Here is a 16,254-nt window from a genome sequence, read left to right as displayed (position 1 = left end):
AAATAGGGTATTTTTTACTATGAAAATTACTTTTTTTGAAAAAAATAGCGCAACCTTACAATTTACCATTGTAAGGTTGCGCTATGTATTCTTTTTACCCCTTTTATAGAAGAAAGTTCACGTATTAATTGTAATAGTGCTAAATCTTTCTGTTTACTTTCAATCATAATATCGAAATTACGATTGATTTTTTTTGTAATGTGTAAAAAGGGCCTGATAAACTCTAAATCAATATATTCAGCGTGAGCCCTAAATTCTTTTTCGGATTTAGGAGAGGAAATGTGAACTTTCGGTGGGACGTTTGTGTGTGACCAAGTTTCAAAAATTGCAGGTAGTAACTCTTCTAGCGGTTCCGTGCAAAGATTAGCCATATGATGGTGATAATCAAATACGAAAGGGATATTTTCTTTTTGGCAAATAGACAAAGTTTCAGAAGTTGTATATGTTTTATCATCGTTTTCAAGAGTCATTTGTTTTTTTATATGTGCAGGAAGTTTCTTTATGTTTTCATGGAAACGCTCAATTGCGGTTTCTTTATTTCCATATGCTCCACCTACATGAATGTTGATATAAGAAGAATCAGCAATTCCTATCGCATCTAATACGTTGTAATGATAGTTCAGATCTGTAATAGCGTTAGTTGTAATATGCGGCTTGTCGCTTGTGAATAATGTAAATTGATTTGGATGGAAACTTATTCGTAAATTGTGCTCTTGAATTAATGTGCCTATTTTACGCCACATTGGTGCAAATGCTTCAATATAATCAAATTCAACTTCAGGATGTGTTGCAAGTGGAACAATAGAAGAAGATAAACGATATAATGGAATTTCATGTGCAATATTGTAATGAAGGATACGTATAGTGTGTTCTAAATTTTGACGTGTAACATGGTACAGTTTATCTTCGCGCTCTTGTTTATTAAGTTTTTTAAAGTTCGTAAATGTCAACGTTTTGGCAGGAGAACAGTCCCATAGCGCCATTGCATGTGAGACATATCCAAATCGCATAATCATATGTGATCCACCTCTTTAAATCATTCCTTTTCTTATAAAAAGAAAGCAAGTATCGTTCCTAGCCATTCCTTTCCTCTCTCGATAAGAGAAAGTGAATTGACATCTTCAAAGGAAAGTAGTGACGAGCATTCTAGATCTTCATGAAGTTTGTTTTTTACTGTTTGTATGAAATTTTTATCATATAAAAGGCAGTTGATTTCATGGTTAACATATAAACTTCTCATATCAAAATTAGCAGTTCCGATATCACAAATATGATTGTCTACTATAATGATCTTGGCATGAAAAAATCCTTGTTGAAATGCGTAAATATTACAACCAGCTTGTATTAACTTTCGACAATATGGGAATTTCGCTTCTCGAACAAGGGCATGATCAGCCTTTTCTGGAACGAGAATCGTTATTTGAACCCCTCTTTCTCGTGCTTTTAATAGTGCACTCATAATTTTTTTGCCAGGAATGAAATATGGTGTACCGATAAAGAGTTCTTCTTTTGCATTTTCGATTAAATGTAAAAATGTATTTTGTAAATAGGCACCATCGGTTGGAATAAATTGATGTAATATTGCACCGGGTTGTTGTTTAGGAAAATAAAGAGAAGTATTCAATAAATATTGGTTTGTATCATCAAACCAATCATGTAAAAATTGTTTTTGTAAATCTTGAACGCCTTCTCCTGTAAGACGTAAATGATAGTCCCGCCATAATCCTAATTTTTGATTGTGCCCTAAGTACTCTTCTCCAATATTAAATCCTCCAATATAACCAATCTCACCATCAATTACTGTAATTTTTCTATGGTTCCTTTGATTTGCAGAAAAGAAAAGGAAAGGGAACTTAACTTTATGACAAAATGAAAAAGAAACGCCATTCTTTTGTAGGGAGCGAATCGCTTCAGTTGATAAATAATGGCTACCAAATCGATCAAGTAACAGCCTTACTTCAATTCCTTCTTGTGCCTTGTCCATAAGTAGCTTTAAAAATTCACGACTTATTTCATCGTTTTTTACAATGAAAAATAAAACATGGACATGTTGTTTTGCTCGTTTTATATCAGTAAATAAAGCATCATATAAATCTTTTCCGTATGTATAAAGGTGAAAATCACTTTGACGTAAAGGGAAAGTACGGGAATGCACACGTTTTAAATGAAGGAATCTCCCGTATGAAAAGTCAATTGTGATCCAAAGAGTAACGCATATTAACAAGAGAGATAAGTAAAACATGAGTGAATTCCCTCCTTCGCATTCTGTTCACCTTCAATTTATTACAAATGCAAGTTTCACTTTCTAGTTTCACCGAAATAAACAGCTTTATGAAAAAAAATGTTGTTGTATAACAAAAAACTGTTGACTGAATGCTCACTCATTATATAATGAAGATAGGGGAAAAAATTCAGAAAATTATATGTTTTTGAAGATTCTAAAAAAGAAAGAGGGCTTACAAAGAGAGGGGTAGCATAAAAATGAATAGCTTACTGATCATTAATTGGCTGGCTGCCATTGCTGTTATTGCTTATGCGGGATATTTGTTTGTATATCTTATACGAACGAGGATGGCCTACATACAATTAGGAAAAAAGATTGAATTTGACCGTCGTTTTAAAGAGCGTTGGGATCTTCTTAAAGTTAATGTTTTCGGTCAGAAAAAGCTGCTGAAAGATAAAAAGAGCGGCATTATTCACGTTATGTTCTTTTACGGATTTATTCTTGTCCAATTTGGAGCAATTGACTTCGTTTGGAAAGGACTCGCACCAGGATCACATCTTCCACTTGGACCACTATATCCTGCATTTACATTCTTCCAGGAAATTGTCACACTTGTTATTTTAATTGCAGTCTTTTGGGCTTTTCATAGACGCTATGTTGAAAAGCTTGTTCGTTTAAAACGTAATTTTAAATCGGGCCTTGTTCTTATCTTTATTGGAGGCTTAATGGTTTCTGTACTGCTTGGTAACGGTATGGGTCTTATATGGCATGGCGAGGAGCTTTCGTGGAGTGAACCAATCGCTTCTGCAATCGCTTACGTTTTCTCAGGGATAAATGAAACCGTAGCCATTTCAGTGTTCTATTTCTCTTGGTGGGTGCATTTACTAATTTTGTTAACGTTTTTAGTGTATGTTCCACAATCAAAACATGCGCATTTAATTGCGGGACCAGCTAATGTATTCTTCGGTCGTCTTTCAAACCCAGGGAAGCTTGAAAAGATTGATTTTGAAGATGAAACGCAAGAAACATTTGGTGTTGGTAAAATCGAAGACTTTAGACAGAATCAACTTATTGACTTATACGCTTGCGTAGAGTGTGGTCGCTGTACAAATATGTGTCCGGCAACAGGAACAGGAAAAATGTTATCGCCGATGGACTTAATTTTAAAACTTCGTGATCATTTAACTGATAAAGGAGCTGCGGTAACATCAAAAGCACCGTGGGTTCCAGTAGTTGCTTTTAATAATACACAAGGAAATCAGTTAGCGATGATGGCAGCTGGAAAAGGGCAACAAGAATCAGCAGCTACAACGCTCGCTTACGATCCGAGTTTAATCGGAGATGTTATTACAGAAGAGGAGATTTGGGCATGTACAACGTGTCGTAACTGTGAAGATCAATGTCCGGTTATGAATGAACATGTTGACAAAATTATTGATTTACGCCGTTATCTCGTTTTAACAGAAGGAAAGATGGACGCGGAAGCACAACGCGCGATGACAAACATTGAACGTCAAGGAAATCCGTGGGGTCTGAACCGTAAAGAGCGTGAAACATGGCGCCAAGGTGATGACGAAGTAACAGTTCCAACAGTAAAAGAAAAATCAAAAGCTGGTGAGGAATTCGAGTATTTATTCTGGGTTGGTTCAATGGGATCATACGACAATCGTAGTCAGAAGATTGCGATATCGTTTGCGAAGTTAATGAACGAAGCAGGCATTTCATTCGCGATTCTCGGTAATAAAGAAAAGAATTCTGGAGATACACCGCGCCGCCTTGGAAATGAATTTGTATTCCAAGAGATGGCGACAAAGAATATCGAAGAATTTGAAAAAGCAGGAGTGAAGAAAATCGTTACGATCGATCCTCATGCTTATAACACATTTAAAAATGAGTATCCGGACTTTGGCTTGCAAGCGGAGGTCTATCATCATACAGAATTGTTAGCTCAGTGGGTGAAAGAAGGGCGCTTAAAACCTGTTCACGCTATTGAAGAGACAGTTACTTATCATGATTCCTGTTATTTAGGAAGATACAACGAAGTGTACGAAGCACCGCGTGATATTTTGAAAGCGATTCCTGGAGTGAATCTTGTAGAGATGGCGCGAAATCGCGAAACTGGAATGTGCTGTGGCGCAGGTGGCGGTTTAATGTGGATGGAAGAAACGACAGGTTCTCGTATTAACGTTGCTCGTACAGAGCAAGCGCTAGCTGTACAACCGTCAATTATCGGTACAGGATGTCCATATTGCTTAACGATGATTAGTGACGGTACGAAAGCGAAAGAAGTTGAAGAGACAGTTCAAACTCTTGATGTAACAGAGATTTTAGAACGCTCAGTTATTGGACAGAAGAAAGAAGCAATGTAGTTTGTAGGAATGCATACAACTTTAGAAAGAGGTGCAGTCAGTGCGCCTCTTCTCAATGTAAGAACACCGAGCGAGCGCTCAGCGCTAATAAAAGAAATGGGGGAAATAGACATGAGTAAAACAGTTATTTTAAGTGCTGCAAGAACACCAGTTGGAAAATTTGGGGGAACTTTAAAAGATGTGAAAGCGATAGAACTTGGAGGGATCGCAATTAAGGCGGCGCTTGAGAGAGCGAATGTTTCTGCTAGTGATGTTGAAGAAGTTATATTTGGAACAGTTATTCAAGGAGGGCAAGGACAAATTCCATCTCGCCAAGCTGCGAGGGCTGCTGGAATCCCTTGGGAAGTGCAGACAGAAACAGTGAATAAAGTTTGTGCATCAGGGCTTCGTGCGGTTACGCTAGCGGATCAAATTATTCGTACTGGCGACCAATCGCTTATTGTAGCTGGTGGCATGGAATCAATGAGCAATAGTCCTTACATTTTACGAGGGGCAAGATGGGGATACAGAATGGGTAACAATGAAGTTATCGATTTAAATGTTGCCGATGGTTTAACGTGCGCATTCTCAGGTATACACATGGGTGTTTATGGCGGAGAAGTTGCAAAGGAAGACGGAATCTCGCGTGAAGCGCAAGATGAGTGGGCATACCGTAGCCATCAACGTGCGGTTTCAGCACATAAGGAAGGTCGTTTTGAAGAGGAGATTGTACCAGTAACGATTCAGCAAAGAAAAGGCGATCCTATCGTCGTTGCAAAGGATGAGGCGCCACGCGAGGATACAACGATTGAAAAATTAGCGAAATTAAAGCCTGTATTTGATAAGACGTCATCAGTGACAGCTGGTAATGCTCCGGGACTTAATGATGGCGGTGCTGCACTTGTATTAATGAGCGAGGACAGAGCGAAGCAAGAAGGAAGAAAGCCATTAGCGACAATTTTAGCGCATACGGCAATCGCGGTAGAATCAAAGGATTTCCCAAGAACACCAGGTTATGCAATTAACGAATTGTTGAAAAAAACAGGCAAGACAATTGAAGATATCGATTTATTTGAGATTAATGAAGCTTTTGCGGCGGTAGCAATTGCAAGTACAGAGATTGCAGGGATTGACCCAGAAAAATTGAATGTAAATGGCGGCGCAGTGGCGATGGGCCATCCGATTGGAGCAAGCGGAGCACGTATTATCGTTACACTTATCCATGCACTAAAGCAGCGCGGCGGCGGAATTGGAATTGCTTCGATTTGTAGTGGTGGCGGTCAAGGTGACGCAGTGATGATTGAAGTTAACTAATTTTAGAAGTTATATAGTTTATTAACAATTAAGGGGGAAGAAAAAATGGGTGTACAAAGGATTGTTGTAATTGGTGCAGGACAAATGGGGTCAGGAATCGCGCAAGTATGTGCAATGGCAGGATATGATGTGAAAGTACAAGATTTAAAACAAGAACAATTAGATAGAGGGCTAGCTGTTATTACGAAAAATTTAGCTCGTCAAGTAGAAAAAGGTCGTATGAAGGAAGAAGAGAAAGAAGCGACTTTAAATCGTCTTACATGGACACTTGATTTAAATAGTGTAAAAGAAGCAGATCTTGTTATTGAAGCAGCTGTTGAGAAAATGGATATTAAAAAGAAAATCTTTGCGAATCTAGATGAAATCGCTCCAGAACACGCTATTTTAGCGACGAATACGTCATCGTTACCGATTACGGAAATCGCAGCGGTAACGAAACGACCAGAAAAAGTAATCGGTATGCACTTTATGAATCCAGTTCCCGTTATGAAACTCGTAGAAATTATTCGTGGTTTGGCTACAGATGACGCGGTATATGAAACGATTGAAGATATTACGAAAAAAATCGGGAAAGTGCCAGTTGAAGTAAATGATTTCCCAGGGTTTGTATCGAACCGTATTTTATTACCGATGATTAACGAAGCAATTTATACGTTATATGAAGGTGTAGCGACGAAAGAAGCGATTGATGAAGTAATGAAACTTGGTATGAATCATCCGATGGGTCCTCTAACGCTAGCTGATTTTATCGGTTTAGATACATGTTTATACATTATGGAAGTGTTGCACGAAGGATTAGGAGATAGTAAATATCGCCCATGTCCATTATTACGTAAATATGTGAATGCAGGATGGTTAGGACGTAAAACGGGCCGTGGTTTCTACGTTTACGAGTAAATTCCTCCCTTTATTAAAGTAGTGGTCTTACTAAATTATTAAAAAGATATATAGCAAACGGAGGCGAAGTACATGAATTTTCATTTTACTGAAGAACAGCAAATGATGAGGAAAATGGTTCGGGATTTTGCACAGAAAGAAATAGCTCCCTTTGTTCCTAGTATGGAACAAGGGGTGTTCCCGAAAGAGATTTTGCAAAAGATGGGCGAGCTTGGATTAATGGGTATTCCAGCGCCTGCAAAATACGGCGGCGCAGAAATGGATTTTATCTCTTACATTCTAGCAATTGAGGAAATTTCAAAGGTAAGTGCAACAGTTGGTGTAATTTTAGCTGTACATACGTCAGTTGGAATGAATCCGATTTTATATTTTGGAACAGAAGAACAGAAGCAGAAATACGTTTCTAAACTTGCGACTGGTGAATATTTAGGTGCATTTGCATTAACAGAACCAAATGCAGGATCAGACGCAGGGAGTTTGAAGTCAAGAGCTGTAAAAAAAGACGATCACTACATTATTAATGGATCGAAAGTATTTATTACAAATGGAGGTGAAGCAAGTACATACATTGTATTCGCTTCTACGAATCCAGAGGCAGGAAAAAGTGGTATTTCCGCATTTATAGTAGAGAAAGATACGCCTGGTTTAATTATTGGAAAAGATGAACATAAAATGGGGCTTCTCGGTTCGCGTACAGTACAACTTACATTCGAAGATATGAAAGTGCCAGCAGAGAATTTGCTAGGTGAAGAAGGACAAGGATTCAAGGTGGCGATGGCAAATTTAGATGTTGGACGAATTGGAATCGGTGCACAGGCGTTAGGAATTGCTGAAGCGGCACTTACATGTGCGATTGATTATGCGAAGGAACGAGAGCAATTCGGGAAGCCAATTGCTGCGCAGCAAGGGATTGGCTTTAAACTTGCAGATATGGCAACAAGTGTAGAAGCGGCGAGACTACTTGTATATAGAGCGGCATCGCTTAGAGCTCAAGGGTTATCGTGTGGTAAGGAAGCATCTATTGCGAAGTTATTTGCTTCTAAAACAGCTGTCGAAGTTGCGATTGAAGCGGTGCAAGTATTTGGTGGTTACGGTTATACGAAAGATTATCCAGTAGAACGATTTTTCCGTGATGCGAAGATCACGCAAATTTATGAAGGAACGAGTGAGATACAAAAACTTGTTATTAGCCGTGCTTTATAAAAGGGCGAGGGGGAGACAGAAATGCATTTTAAACTATCAGAAGAACATGAAATGATAAGAAAAATGGTTCGAGATTTTGCTAAGAACGAAGTAGCACCAACAGCAGCTGAGCGTGATGAAGAAGAGAGATTTGATCGTGCATTATTTGATCAAATGGCAGAGCTTGGTTTGACAGGTATCCCATGGCCTGAAGAGTATGGCGGAATTGGAAGCGATTATTTAGCGTACGTAATTGCGATCGAAGAATTATCTCGCGTTTGTGCTTCTACAGGTGTAACACTGTCTGCGCACACTTCACTTGCTGGATGGCCGATTTTTAAATTTGGAACGGAAGAGCAAAAACAAAAGTTTTTGCGACCGATGGCTGAAGGAAAGAAAATTGGCGCATACGGTTTAACGGAGCCGAGTTCCGGTTCGGATGCTGGTGGAATGAAGACAACTGCAAAGCTAGATGGAGACCATTACGTATTAAATGGTTCGAAAATTTTTATTACAAATGGTGGTATTGCTGACATTTATGTTGTTTTTGCGTTAACAGATCCTGAATCGAAGCAGCGCGGCACGAGCGCATTTATTGTAGAAAGTGATACGCCAGGGTTTTCAGTTGGGAAGAAGGAAAGCAAGCTAGGGATTCGCTCTTCGCCAACGACTGAAATTATGTTTGAAGATTGCCGTATTCCTGTAGAGAATCTACTTGGGGAAGAGGGGCAAGGATTTAAGGTCGCAATGCAAACGTTAGATGGCGGTCGTAATGGTATTGCGGCGCAAGCAGTTGGTATTGCACAAGGAGCTTTAGATGCTTCTGTAGAATATGCAAGAGAGCGCAATCAATTTGGGAAGCCGATTGCGGCGCAACAAGGGATCGGCTTTAAACTTGCAGATATGGCAACGGATGTAGAGGCAGCGCGTCTTTTAACATATCAAGCAGCTTGGCTTGAGTCTGAGGGGCTTCCATACGGGAAAGAATCAGCGATGTCAAAAGTATTCGCAGGTGATACAGCGATGAAGGTGACGACTGAAGCAGTACAAGTATTTGGTGGTTACGGTTATACGAAAGATTATCCAGTAGAGCGTTATATGCGAGATGCAAAGATTACACAGATTTATGAAGGAACACAAGAGATTCAAAGGCTTGTAATTTCTCGTATGTTAACGAAGTAGGAACGAAAGCGTAGGTATTTTCCTACGCTTTTTCCTTCCAAAAAAATAATCGAGAGAGGTGAAGGGGATGGTTAAACATAACGTACATGCATCCGTGAAAGATGAAAAATTAGTTGCTTTAAGACGGGAACAAATGATTAAAGGTGCGGTGCAACTGTTTAAGCAAAAAGGATTTCCACGCACAACAACGAGAGAAATTGCGAAAGCGGCGGGATTTAGTATCGGAACACTTTATGAGTACATTCGTACGAAAGATGATGTTTTATATTTAGTTTGTGATAGTATTTATGAACACGTAAAAGAACGATTAGAGGAAGTAGTATGTACAGAGAAGGGGAGTATAGAAAGTTTAAAGATAGCGATAACGAATTACTTTAAAGTGATGGACGAGTTGCAAGAAGAAGTATTAATCATGTATCAAGAGGTCCGTTTTTTACCGAAAGAATCACTTCCATATGTATTAGAAAAAGAGTTTCAAATGGTAGGGATGTTTGAAAATATTTTAGAACAGTGTACAGAGAATGGGACATTTACATTAAATGAAAAGGAAATACAGCTTCTTGCACATAATATTTTCATACAAGGACAAATGTGGGGATTTAGACGTTGGGCCCTGCAAAAACTGTATACGCTTGAAGAATATACTGAAATGCAAATTAGGTATGTATTGCAAGGAGCCCATATGTTTCCGAAATAAGGAATGGACAAATTATAATTTTATTGCCATATAAAAGTTTCCCGTTTTTTTTGTAGCATATTTGTACGACTTTTGTTTATAATGAATAGTATGGATTTTTTTAAGCAGACCGTTATATATAAGGTTATATTTGAAGAAAGGAAGTGCCGCATAAGTGAATTTTAAGCAATATTCACCAGAAGAGCTAAAAGAATGTTCAATGATTGAAGTTGTACATAGCGTTTTAGGGGATAAAAGACAAGCAACGACATTCAACGAGTTGGTTCAAGAAATCGCTCAAGTGCTGGGACTATCTCAAGAGCAAGTTAATGCGAAAATCGCACAATTTTATACAGATTTAAACATCGACGGACGTTTCATTAATTTAGGAGAAAATCGTTGGGGGCTACGCAGCTGGTACCCATACGAGCAAATTGATGAAGAAATCTTACCGCAGCCAAAACCGAAGAAAAAACGTAAAGTTGAAGAAGACGGTTTTGACGACTACATTGAAGAAGATGAAGATGACTTTGACGATGCAGACGGAAATGCAGACGAAGAAGATGATGTAGAAGATTTGGACAAGGTTCTTGAAGATGAAGACGGAGATGACGACGATCTTGATGATCTAGACGAAGAAGAAGACGACTTCGCTGAAGAAGAACTTGAGTATGATGAAACTGAAGAAGAAGAAGAGGAAGAGCTGTAGTTCTTGACTTTTCATTATCGTCCATGTAGAATCATTTTTGGGCTCTTTAAAAAAGGACGATAATACTTTTAAAGTGTAAATATAAAAGAAAATTGCTCCCTACTTATTACTTTATGTGATGAGGGGAGCAATTTTCTTTTTTGTTTTTTGTTTAGAAAATAAAAAGAGTCTAACAATAAGATGGATACAGTGTTATCTACATACGTTGCGCTTTGCAACGGTGATTATATAACAGCAAAGTAGAAGGGAGCTTTTTCATGACTAAGTATATTTTTGTAACAGGCGGTGTAGTATCGTCTTTAGGAAAAGGTATTACAGCAGCATCTCTTGGAAGATTATTAAAAAATCGTGGTTTAAACGTAACGATTCAAAAATTTGATCCTTACATTAACGTAGACCCAGGGACTATGAGCCCATACCAACACGGTGAGGTATTCGTAACAGATGATGGCGCAGAAACTGACTTAGACCTTGGTCACTATGAGCGTTTTATCGACATTAACTTAAACAAATACAGCAACGTAACAACAGGTAAAATTTACTCTTCAGTTCTTCAAAAAGAGCGTCGTGGTGAGTATTTAGGAGGAACAGTTCAAGTTATTCCTCACATTACTAACGAAATTAAAGAGCGCGTATACCGTTCTGGTCGCGAAACAAACGCGGACGTTGTTATTACAGAAATCGGTGGAACTGTTGGTGATATTGAGTCTCTACCATTCTTAGAAGCAATCCGTCAAATTAAGAGCGACATCGGTCGTGACAACGTAATGTACATTCACTGTACGTTAATCCCGTACTTAAAAGCAGCGGGTGAAATGAAAACAAAACCAACGCAACATAGCGTTAAAGAGCTTCGTAGCTTAGGTATTCAACCAAATATTATCGTTGTTCGTACAGAATTACCTGTTTCTCAGGACATGAAAGACAAGCTTGCATTATTCTGTGACATCGATACAAAAGCGGTTATCGAAGCACGTGATGCAGATACTTTATATGCGGTTCCATTATCTCTTCAAGAACAAAATATGGACCAAATCGTTTGTGATCACTTGAAATTAGACAATCCAGCTGCAGATATGACAGAGTGGACTGCGCTAGTTGATAAAGTACGTAACCTTTCTAAGAAAACAAAAATCGCTCTTGTTGGTAAATACGTAGAGCTTCAAGATGCATACATTTCTGTTGTAGAAGCACTTCGTCATGCTGGTTACTCATTCGATACAGATGTAGAGGTAAAATGGGTAAATGCTGAGCACGTAACAGCAGAGAACGTAAAAGAATTAGTTGGCGATACAGATGGTATCCTTGTACCAGGTGGCTTCGGCGATCGTGGTGTAGAAGGTAAAATCGTTGCAATTCAATATGCTCGTGAAAACAAAGTTCCATTCTTAGGAATTTGCTTAGGTATGCAACTTGCATCAATCGAATTTGCACGTAATGTATTAGGATTAGAAGGAGCTAACTCTTCTGAAATTAATCCTGACACGCCTTATGCAATCATCGACTTATTACCAGAACAAAAAGATGTGGAAGACTTAGGTGGTACACTTCGTCTTGGTCTATACCCATGTAAGCTTGCTGAAGAAACAAATGCTTACAATGCTTACAACGAGCCAGTTGTATATGAGCGTCATCGTCATCGTTATGAGTTCAACAATCAATTCCGTCCGGATATGGAAAAAGCAGGATTTGTATTCTCTGGTACAAGCCCAGACGGCCGTTTAGTTGAAATCATTGAATTAAAAGAACATCCTTGGTTCGTGGCAGCACAGTTCCACCCAGAACTTGTATCTCGTCCAAACCGTCCACAACCATTGTTCCATGACTTCGTAAGAGCGTCTATTACGAATAAAGAGAGCAAGTAATAAAAAAAGCGCCTGAAATAGGGCGCTTTTTTTAATATTCATTTAACATTTCATCAATTGTAAATTTCAATCCGTGATAAGCAAATAAAGCTACAATTAAACTTGGGAACCCGTAGCGGTTACCCTCATCATCTGGAATAAGGCCTTTTAACAGTTTTGTATCGATATGTACATCTGTGTATTGTTCCAGTGATTCCGTACCTTCTTGAATAGCCGAGATTCCAACGCTAGATTGACCTTCTTCTTGAAGTTTTTTTGCGATCTTTACAATTTCTTCATCCGTCGAAAAACGACTAATAAGAAGCACACGGTCCGCAGAGGTTACAGTTGCCAGTTCGCCGTTTTCTATTAAACGTTTTGCTTGTTTCATTGGTTCAGCACCGAATAATGCCTCTGAAACAATGCCTTCCATTTCGTTTGTACCGTGTAAGTAAATGAATCCGTCGCCAACTAATGCCTGGGCAAGTAGGCGAGCGCTATCTTCTAAGTTCATTTCTTCTTTTTGGGAAATTCTAGAGAAATATCCACCTAATTGAGTTGAGAAAATTTTTAACATGTTGTCGCTCCTTCCTTTCGTGTTCGCCGGTTCTCATTATAGCTCATTTTTTTTAAGAAGGGGAAATCGTAGGGGTAGCATAACGAAATAGTAAACGGTAAAATGAGAAAGAATAGGAAGGAATTTGGCAAAGAATAGCGAAAATAAATCGATAAGATATAAGAAGCTGTAAATCTTGTACTTACACAGAAAGGTTGGGGGTTATGGAAGGGAAAATTTTAATCGTTGATGATCAATATGGCATTCGTGTGTTATTGCATGAAGTGTTCCAAAAAGAAGGTTATCAGACGTTCCAAGCAGCGAATGGATTTCAAGCTTTAGATATCGTGAAAAAAGATAATCCAGATTTAGTAGTGTTAGATATGAAAATTCCAGGTATGGATGGTATAGAAATTTTAAAGCATGTAAAGGAAATTGATGAGAGTATTAAAGTAATTTTAATGACTGCTTATGGAGAGCTTGATATGATCCAAGAGGCTAAAGATTTAGGAGCTTTAATGCACTTTGCTAAACCGTTTGATATTGATGAAATTCGTCAAGCTGTGAGAAATGAGCTCGCTGTAGAGGCGTAAAAATGAATTTTTTATAAAAAATATGGAAAAAAGCGTTTACATGGACTATTGAGCAGGTGAATACGGTTGAGTTTTTGAGTACAAGTTGTTATCCTATTGAGTGTAGAAAGAAGTCCGGTATGTAGATATACATATTTTACCTTATCCGGGTCATACTACCAGCGATAAGAACTTATCGGATACAAAAAACGTTTTTTAGGAGGATTCACCATGCCTTTAGTTTCTATGAAAGAAATGCTAAACAAAGCACTAGAAGGAAAATACGCAGTTGGTCAATTCAACATGAACAACTTAGAGTGGACTCAAGCTATCTTAGCTGCTGCGGAAGAAGAAAAATCTCCTGTAATCCTAGGTGTATCTGAGGGTGCAGCTCGTCATATGACTGGTTTCAAAACAGTTGTAGCTATGGTTAAAGCTTTAATCGAAGAAATGAACATTTCTGTTCCTGTAGCGATTCACCTTGACCATGGTTCAAGCTTTGAAAAGTGTAAAGAAGCAATCGATGCAGGTTTCACATCTGTAATGATCGACGCTTCTCACCACCCATTCGAAGAAAACGTTGAAACTACTAAAAAAGTAGTAGAATATGCACACGCTCGTAACGTATCTGTTGAAGCTGAGCTTGGAACAGTTGGCGGACAAGAAGACGACGTAATTGCTGAAGGCGTAATTTATGCTGATCCTGCAGAGTGTAAACACCTTGTTGAAGCAACTGGTATCGACTGCCTAGCTCCAGCTTTAGGTTCTGTACACGGTCCTTACAAAGGTGAGCCTAACTTAGGATTCGCTGAAATGGAACAAGTTCGTGACTTCACTGGCGTACCTTTAGTATTACACGGTGGTACTGGTATCCCAACTGCTGATATCGTAAAAGCTATTTCTTTAGGTACTTCAAAAATCAATGTAAACACTGAGAACCAAATTGAGTTTACAAAAGCTGTTCGTGAAGTATTAAACAAAGACCAAGAAGTTTACGATCCTCGTAAATTTATTGGACCTGGCCGCGACGCTATTAAAGCAACTGTTGCTGGTAAAATGCGTGAGTTCGGTTCTAACGGTAAAGCGTAATAATAAAATTCCGTTTTGGAAACCGTCTAGTCTTTTAGACGGTTTCCTTTCGTTGTATAATGAAAGCGTGAACAAGTCTAAAGATTTTATAAAGTAAATTTTTGAAGCTTTAAATATAGAAAATAATGTGCATAGTCCTATTAATAAATGTGATAAGTATCTGACTTATAATTCGATGAATAGTTAACCTTCACCTATTTATACTACAGGGGAACTGTAGGTGATGGTTTTTAGGGTGGAAAGAGTGATTGAGATTCTGGGGGATCTTCTACTTCTTTTTAAAAAGAGGTAGAAGATAAATACATTCACAAGAAGGGAGCTCAATATGGAAAAATTGCTAATTGAAGGCGGAAGAGCTTTAAATGGAACAATTCGTGTGAGTGGTGCAAAGAACAGTGCTGTTGCACTAATTCCAGCGACGATTTTAGCAGACACTCCAGTAACTATCGGTGGTGTTCCTAATATTTCGGACGTGAAAATGTTAGGAGACTTACTAGAGGAAATTGGAGGGAAAGTAACTTATGGGCATGAAGAAGAGATGGTAGTCGATCCTTCTAACATGGTTGCGATGCCTTTACCAAATGGAAAAGTGAAAAAATTGCGCGCTTCTTATTATTTGATGGGTGCAATGCTTGGCCGTTTTAAAAAAGCTGTTATTGGGCTTCCAGGTGGATGTCATTTAGGGCCACGACCGATTGATCAGCATATTAAAGGATTTGAAGCGTTAGGGGCACATGTTACAAATGAACAAGGTGCCATTTATTTAAGAGCAGATGAGCTACGTGGGGCGCGTATTTATTTAGATGTTGTTAGTGTAGGAGCTACGATTAATATTATGCTAGCAGCTGTACGAGCGAAAGGTAGAACTGTTATTGAAAATGCAGCGAAAGAGCCAGAAATTATTGATGTAGCCACATTATTAACAAGTATGGGAGCACGCATTAAAGGTGCTGGTACAGATGTAATCCGAATTGATGGTGTGGATTCTTTACACGGTTGTCACCATACTATCATTCCAGATCGTATTGAAGCTGGTACGTATATGATTTTAGGAGCTGCATCAGGAGGAGAAGTAACAGTTGATAATGTTATTCCTCAGCATTTAGAGTCAGTTACTGCGAAACTAAGAGAAGCTGGTGTTCAAGTTGAAACAAGCGATGACCAAATTACAGTGAATGGTAATAGAAGGTTGAAAGTAGTTGATGTAAAAACACTTGTATATCCAGGGTTCCCAACAGATCTACAACAGCCATTCACGACGCTTTTAACAAAAGCACACGGGACGGGTGTTGTCACAGATACAATTTACGGTGCACGTTTCAAACATATTGATGAACTGCGTCGTATGAATGCACAAATTAAAGTAGAAGGCCGTTCGGCAATTGTAACTGGCCCTGTTTTATTGCAAGGTGCAAAAGTGAAAGCAAGTGATTTGCGAGCTGGAGCTGCACTTGTTATTGCAGGATTAATGGCGGATGGAATTACAGAAGTGACAGGACTTGAACATATTGATCGAGGTTATGAAAATATAGTAGACAAGCTTAAAGGGCTTGGTGCAAACATTTGGCGAGAACAAATGACAAAGCAAGAGATTGAAGAAATGAAGAACGCTTAAAGTGGTGATACTTCCGTTAATGGGGAGCGAAGAATCATCGTTAGCG

The 16,254-nt window shown here is 38.7% G+C and carries 14 protein-coding genes; 11 read left to right on the top strand and 3 right to left on the bottom strand.

Annotation, left to right across the window (positions count from 1 at the left end; all coding sequences use genetic code 11):
- Window positions 1-62: 62 nt before the first annotated feature.
- Both uvsE and cls read right to left on the bottom strand, forming a co-directional pair.
- Window positions 63-1,016, bottom strand: a complete 954-nt coding sequence (gene uvsE, locus COC96_RS12055) for a UV DNA damage repair endonuclease UvsE (RefSeq protein WP_098268237.1) — start codon at window positions 1,014-1,016, stop codon at window positions 63-65.
- 32 nt (window positions 1,017-1,048) lie between these two features.
- On the bottom strand, window positions 1,049-2,242 hold the full coding sequence (gene cls, locus COC96_RS12050; protein ID WP_098268236.1) for a cardiolipin synthase: 1,194 nt from the start codon (window positions 2,240-2,242) through the stop codon (window positions 1,049-1,051).
- A gap of 239 nt (window positions 2,243-2,481) precedes the next feature.
- Between cls and COC96_RS12045 the strand changes: the two genes are divergently transcribed.
- From COC96_RS12045 to pyrG, 8 genes are all read left to right on the top strand, one after another.
- Window positions 2,482-4,593: a heterodisulfide reductase-related iron-sulfur binding cluster gene (locus tag COC96_RS12045; protein WP_098268235.1), complete on the top strand. Its 2,112-nt coding sequence runs from the start codon at window positions 2,482-2,484 to the stop codon at window positions 4,591-4,593.
- A gap of 9 nt (window positions 4,594-4,602) precedes the next feature.
- A complete protein-coding gene (locus COC96_RS12040) occupies window positions 4,603-5,886 on the top strand; it encodes an acetyl-CoA C-acetyltransferase (protein ID WP_098768869.1) in 1,284 nt (427 codons plus the stop codon).
- Between the two features lie 45 nt (window positions 5,887-5,931).
- Window positions 5,932-6,783, top strand: a complete 852-nt coding sequence (locus COC96_RS12035) for a 3-hydroxybutyryl-CoA dehydrogenase (protein WP_098268233.1) — start codon at window positions 5,932-5,934, stop codon at window positions 6,781-6,783.
- Between the two features lie 72 nt (window positions 6,784-6,855).
- Window positions 6,856-7,986: an acyl-CoA dehydrogenase gene (locus tag COC96_RS12030; protein WP_097903005.1), complete on the top strand. Its 1,131-nt coding sequence runs from the start codon at window positions 6,856-6,858 to the stop codon at window positions 7,984-7,986.
- Window positions 7,987-8,007: 21 nt separating this feature from the next.
- The gene (gene acdA / locus COC96_RS12025; RefSeq protein ID WP_098268232.1) at window positions 8,008-9,147 is read left to right on the top strand and encodes an acyl-CoA dehydrogenase AcdA; all 1,140 of its coding nucleotides are present in this window, start codon (window positions 8,008-8,010) and stop codon (window positions 9,145-9,147) included.
- A gap of 67 nt (window positions 9,148-9,214) precedes the next feature.
- Window positions 9,215-9,844, top strand: coding sequence for a TetR/AcrR family transcriptional regulator (locus COC96_RS12020; RefSeq protein ID WP_097903003.1), 630 nt, complete (start codon window positions 9,215-9,217; stop codon window positions 9,842-9,844).
- Between the two features lie 154 nt (window positions 9,845-9,998).
- Window positions 9,999-10,532, top strand: coding sequence for a DNA-directed RNA polymerase subunit delta (rpoE, locus tag COC96_RS12015; RefSeq protein WP_098768868.1), 534 nt, complete (start codon window positions 9,999-10,001; stop codon window positions 10,530-10,532).
- A 257-nt stretch (window positions 10,533-10,789) separates the two neighbouring features.
- On the top strand, window positions 10,790-12,397 hold the full coding sequence (gene pyrG / locus COC96_RS12010) for a CTP synthase (RefSeq protein ID WP_097903001.1): 1,608 nt from the start codon (window positions 10,790-10,792) through the stop codon (window positions 12,395-12,397).
- A gap of 31 nt (window positions 12,398-12,428) precedes the next feature.
- Here the strand turns inward: pyrG and COC96_RS12005 are convergent, their stop codons facing one another.
- The gene (locus tag COC96_RS12005; RefSeq protein ID WP_097903000.1) at window positions 12,429-12,953 is read right to left on the bottom strand and encodes a DUF2529 domain-containing protein; all 525 of its coding nucleotides are present in this window, start codon (window positions 12,951-12,953) and stop codon (window positions 12,429-12,431) included.
- A gap of 203 nt (window positions 12,954-13,156) precedes the next feature.
- On the opposite strand from COC96_RS12005, the gene spo0F reads away from it, so the two are divergent.
- The 3 genes from spo0F to murA all read left to right on the top strand — a co-directional run bounded on the left by spo0F (window position 13,157) and on the right by murA (window position 16,208).
- Window positions 13,157-13,525, top strand: a complete 369-nt coding sequence (gene spo0F / locus COC96_RS12000; protein WP_000398594.1) for a sporulation initiation phosphotransferase Spo0F — start codon at window positions 13,157-13,159, stop codon at window positions 13,523-13,525.
- A 210-nt stretch (window positions 13,526-13,735) separates the two neighbouring features.
- Entirely contained in the window at window positions 13,736-14,593 is an 858-nt protein-coding gene (locus COC96_RS11995) for a class II fructose-bisphosphate aldolase (protein WP_001131847.1), read from the top strand.
- A 325-nt stretch (window positions 14,594-14,918) separates the two neighbouring features.
- Window positions 14,919-16,208, top strand: a complete 1,290-nt coding sequence (gene murA / locus COC96_RS11990) for a UDP-N-acetylglucosamine 1-carboxyvinyltransferase (RefSeq protein ID WP_098768867.1) — start codon at window positions 14,919-14,921, stop codon at window positions 16,206-16,208.
- The last annotated feature ends 46 nt before the right edge of the window (window positions 16,209-16,254 follow it).

It is taken from the genome of Bacillus cereus (genome assembly GCF_002577405.1).
GTDB classification, from domain to species: Bacteria; Bacillota; Bacilli; order Bacillales; family Bacillaceae_G; genus Bacillus_A; species Bacillus_A cereus_AU.
The sequence above is the reverse complement of the archived record's forward strand: the minus strand, read 5'-3'. Positions and strand labels throughout refer to the sequence as shown.

Excerpts from the sequence above, each read along its gene's own strand:
- uvsE (WP_098268237.1), bottom strand. The coding sequence starts at position 1,016 with ATGATTATGCGATTTGGATATGTCTCACATGCAATGGCGCTATGGGAC.
- cls (WP_098268236.1), bottom strand. The coding sequence starts at position 2,242 with ATGTTTTACTTATCTCTCTTGTTAATATGCGTTACTCTTTGGATCACA.
- COC96_RS12045 (WP_098268235.1), top strand. The coding sequence starts at position 2,482 with ATGAATAGCTTACTGATCATTAATTGGCTGGCTGCCATTGCTGTTATT.
- COC96_RS12040 (WP_098768869.1), top strand. The coding sequence starts at position 4,603 with ATGCATACAACTTTAGAAAGAGGTGCAGTCAGTGCGCCTCTTCTCAAT.
- COC96_RS12035 (WP_098268233.1), top strand. The coding sequence starts at position 5,932 with ATGGGTGTACAAAGGATTGTTGTAATTGGTGCAGGACAAATGGGGTCA.
- COC96_RS12030 (WP_097903005.1), top strand. The coding sequence starts at position 6,856 with ATGAATTTTCATTTTACTGAAGAACAGCAAATGATGAGGAAAATGGTT.
- acdA (WP_098268232.1), top strand. The coding sequence starts at position 8,008 with ATGCATTTTAAACTATCAGAAGAACATGAAATGATAAGAAAAATGGTT.
- COC96_RS12020 (WP_097903003.1), top strand. The coding sequence starts at position 9,215 with ATGGTTAAACATAACGTACATGCATCCGTGAAAGATGAAAAATTAGTT.
- pyrG (WP_097903001.1), top strand. The coding sequence starts at position 10,790 with ATGACTAAGTATATTTTTGTAACAGGCGGTGTAGTATCGTCTTTAGGA.
- COC96_RS12005 (WP_097903000.1), bottom strand. The coding sequence starts at position 12,953 with ATGTTAAAAATTTTCTCAACTCAATTAGGTGGATATTTCTCTAGAATT.
- spo0F (WP_000398594.1), top strand. The coding sequence starts at position 13,157 with ATGGAAGGGAAAATTTTAATCGTTGATGATCAATATGGCATTCGTGTG.
- COC96_RS11995 (WP_001131847.1), top strand. The coding sequence starts at position 13,736 with ATGCCTTTAGTTTCTATGAAAGAAATGCTAAACAAAGCACTAGAAGGA.
- murA (WP_098768867.1), top strand. The coding sequence starts at position 14,919 with ATGGAAAAATTGCTAATTGAAGGCGGAAGAGCTTTAAATGGAACAATT.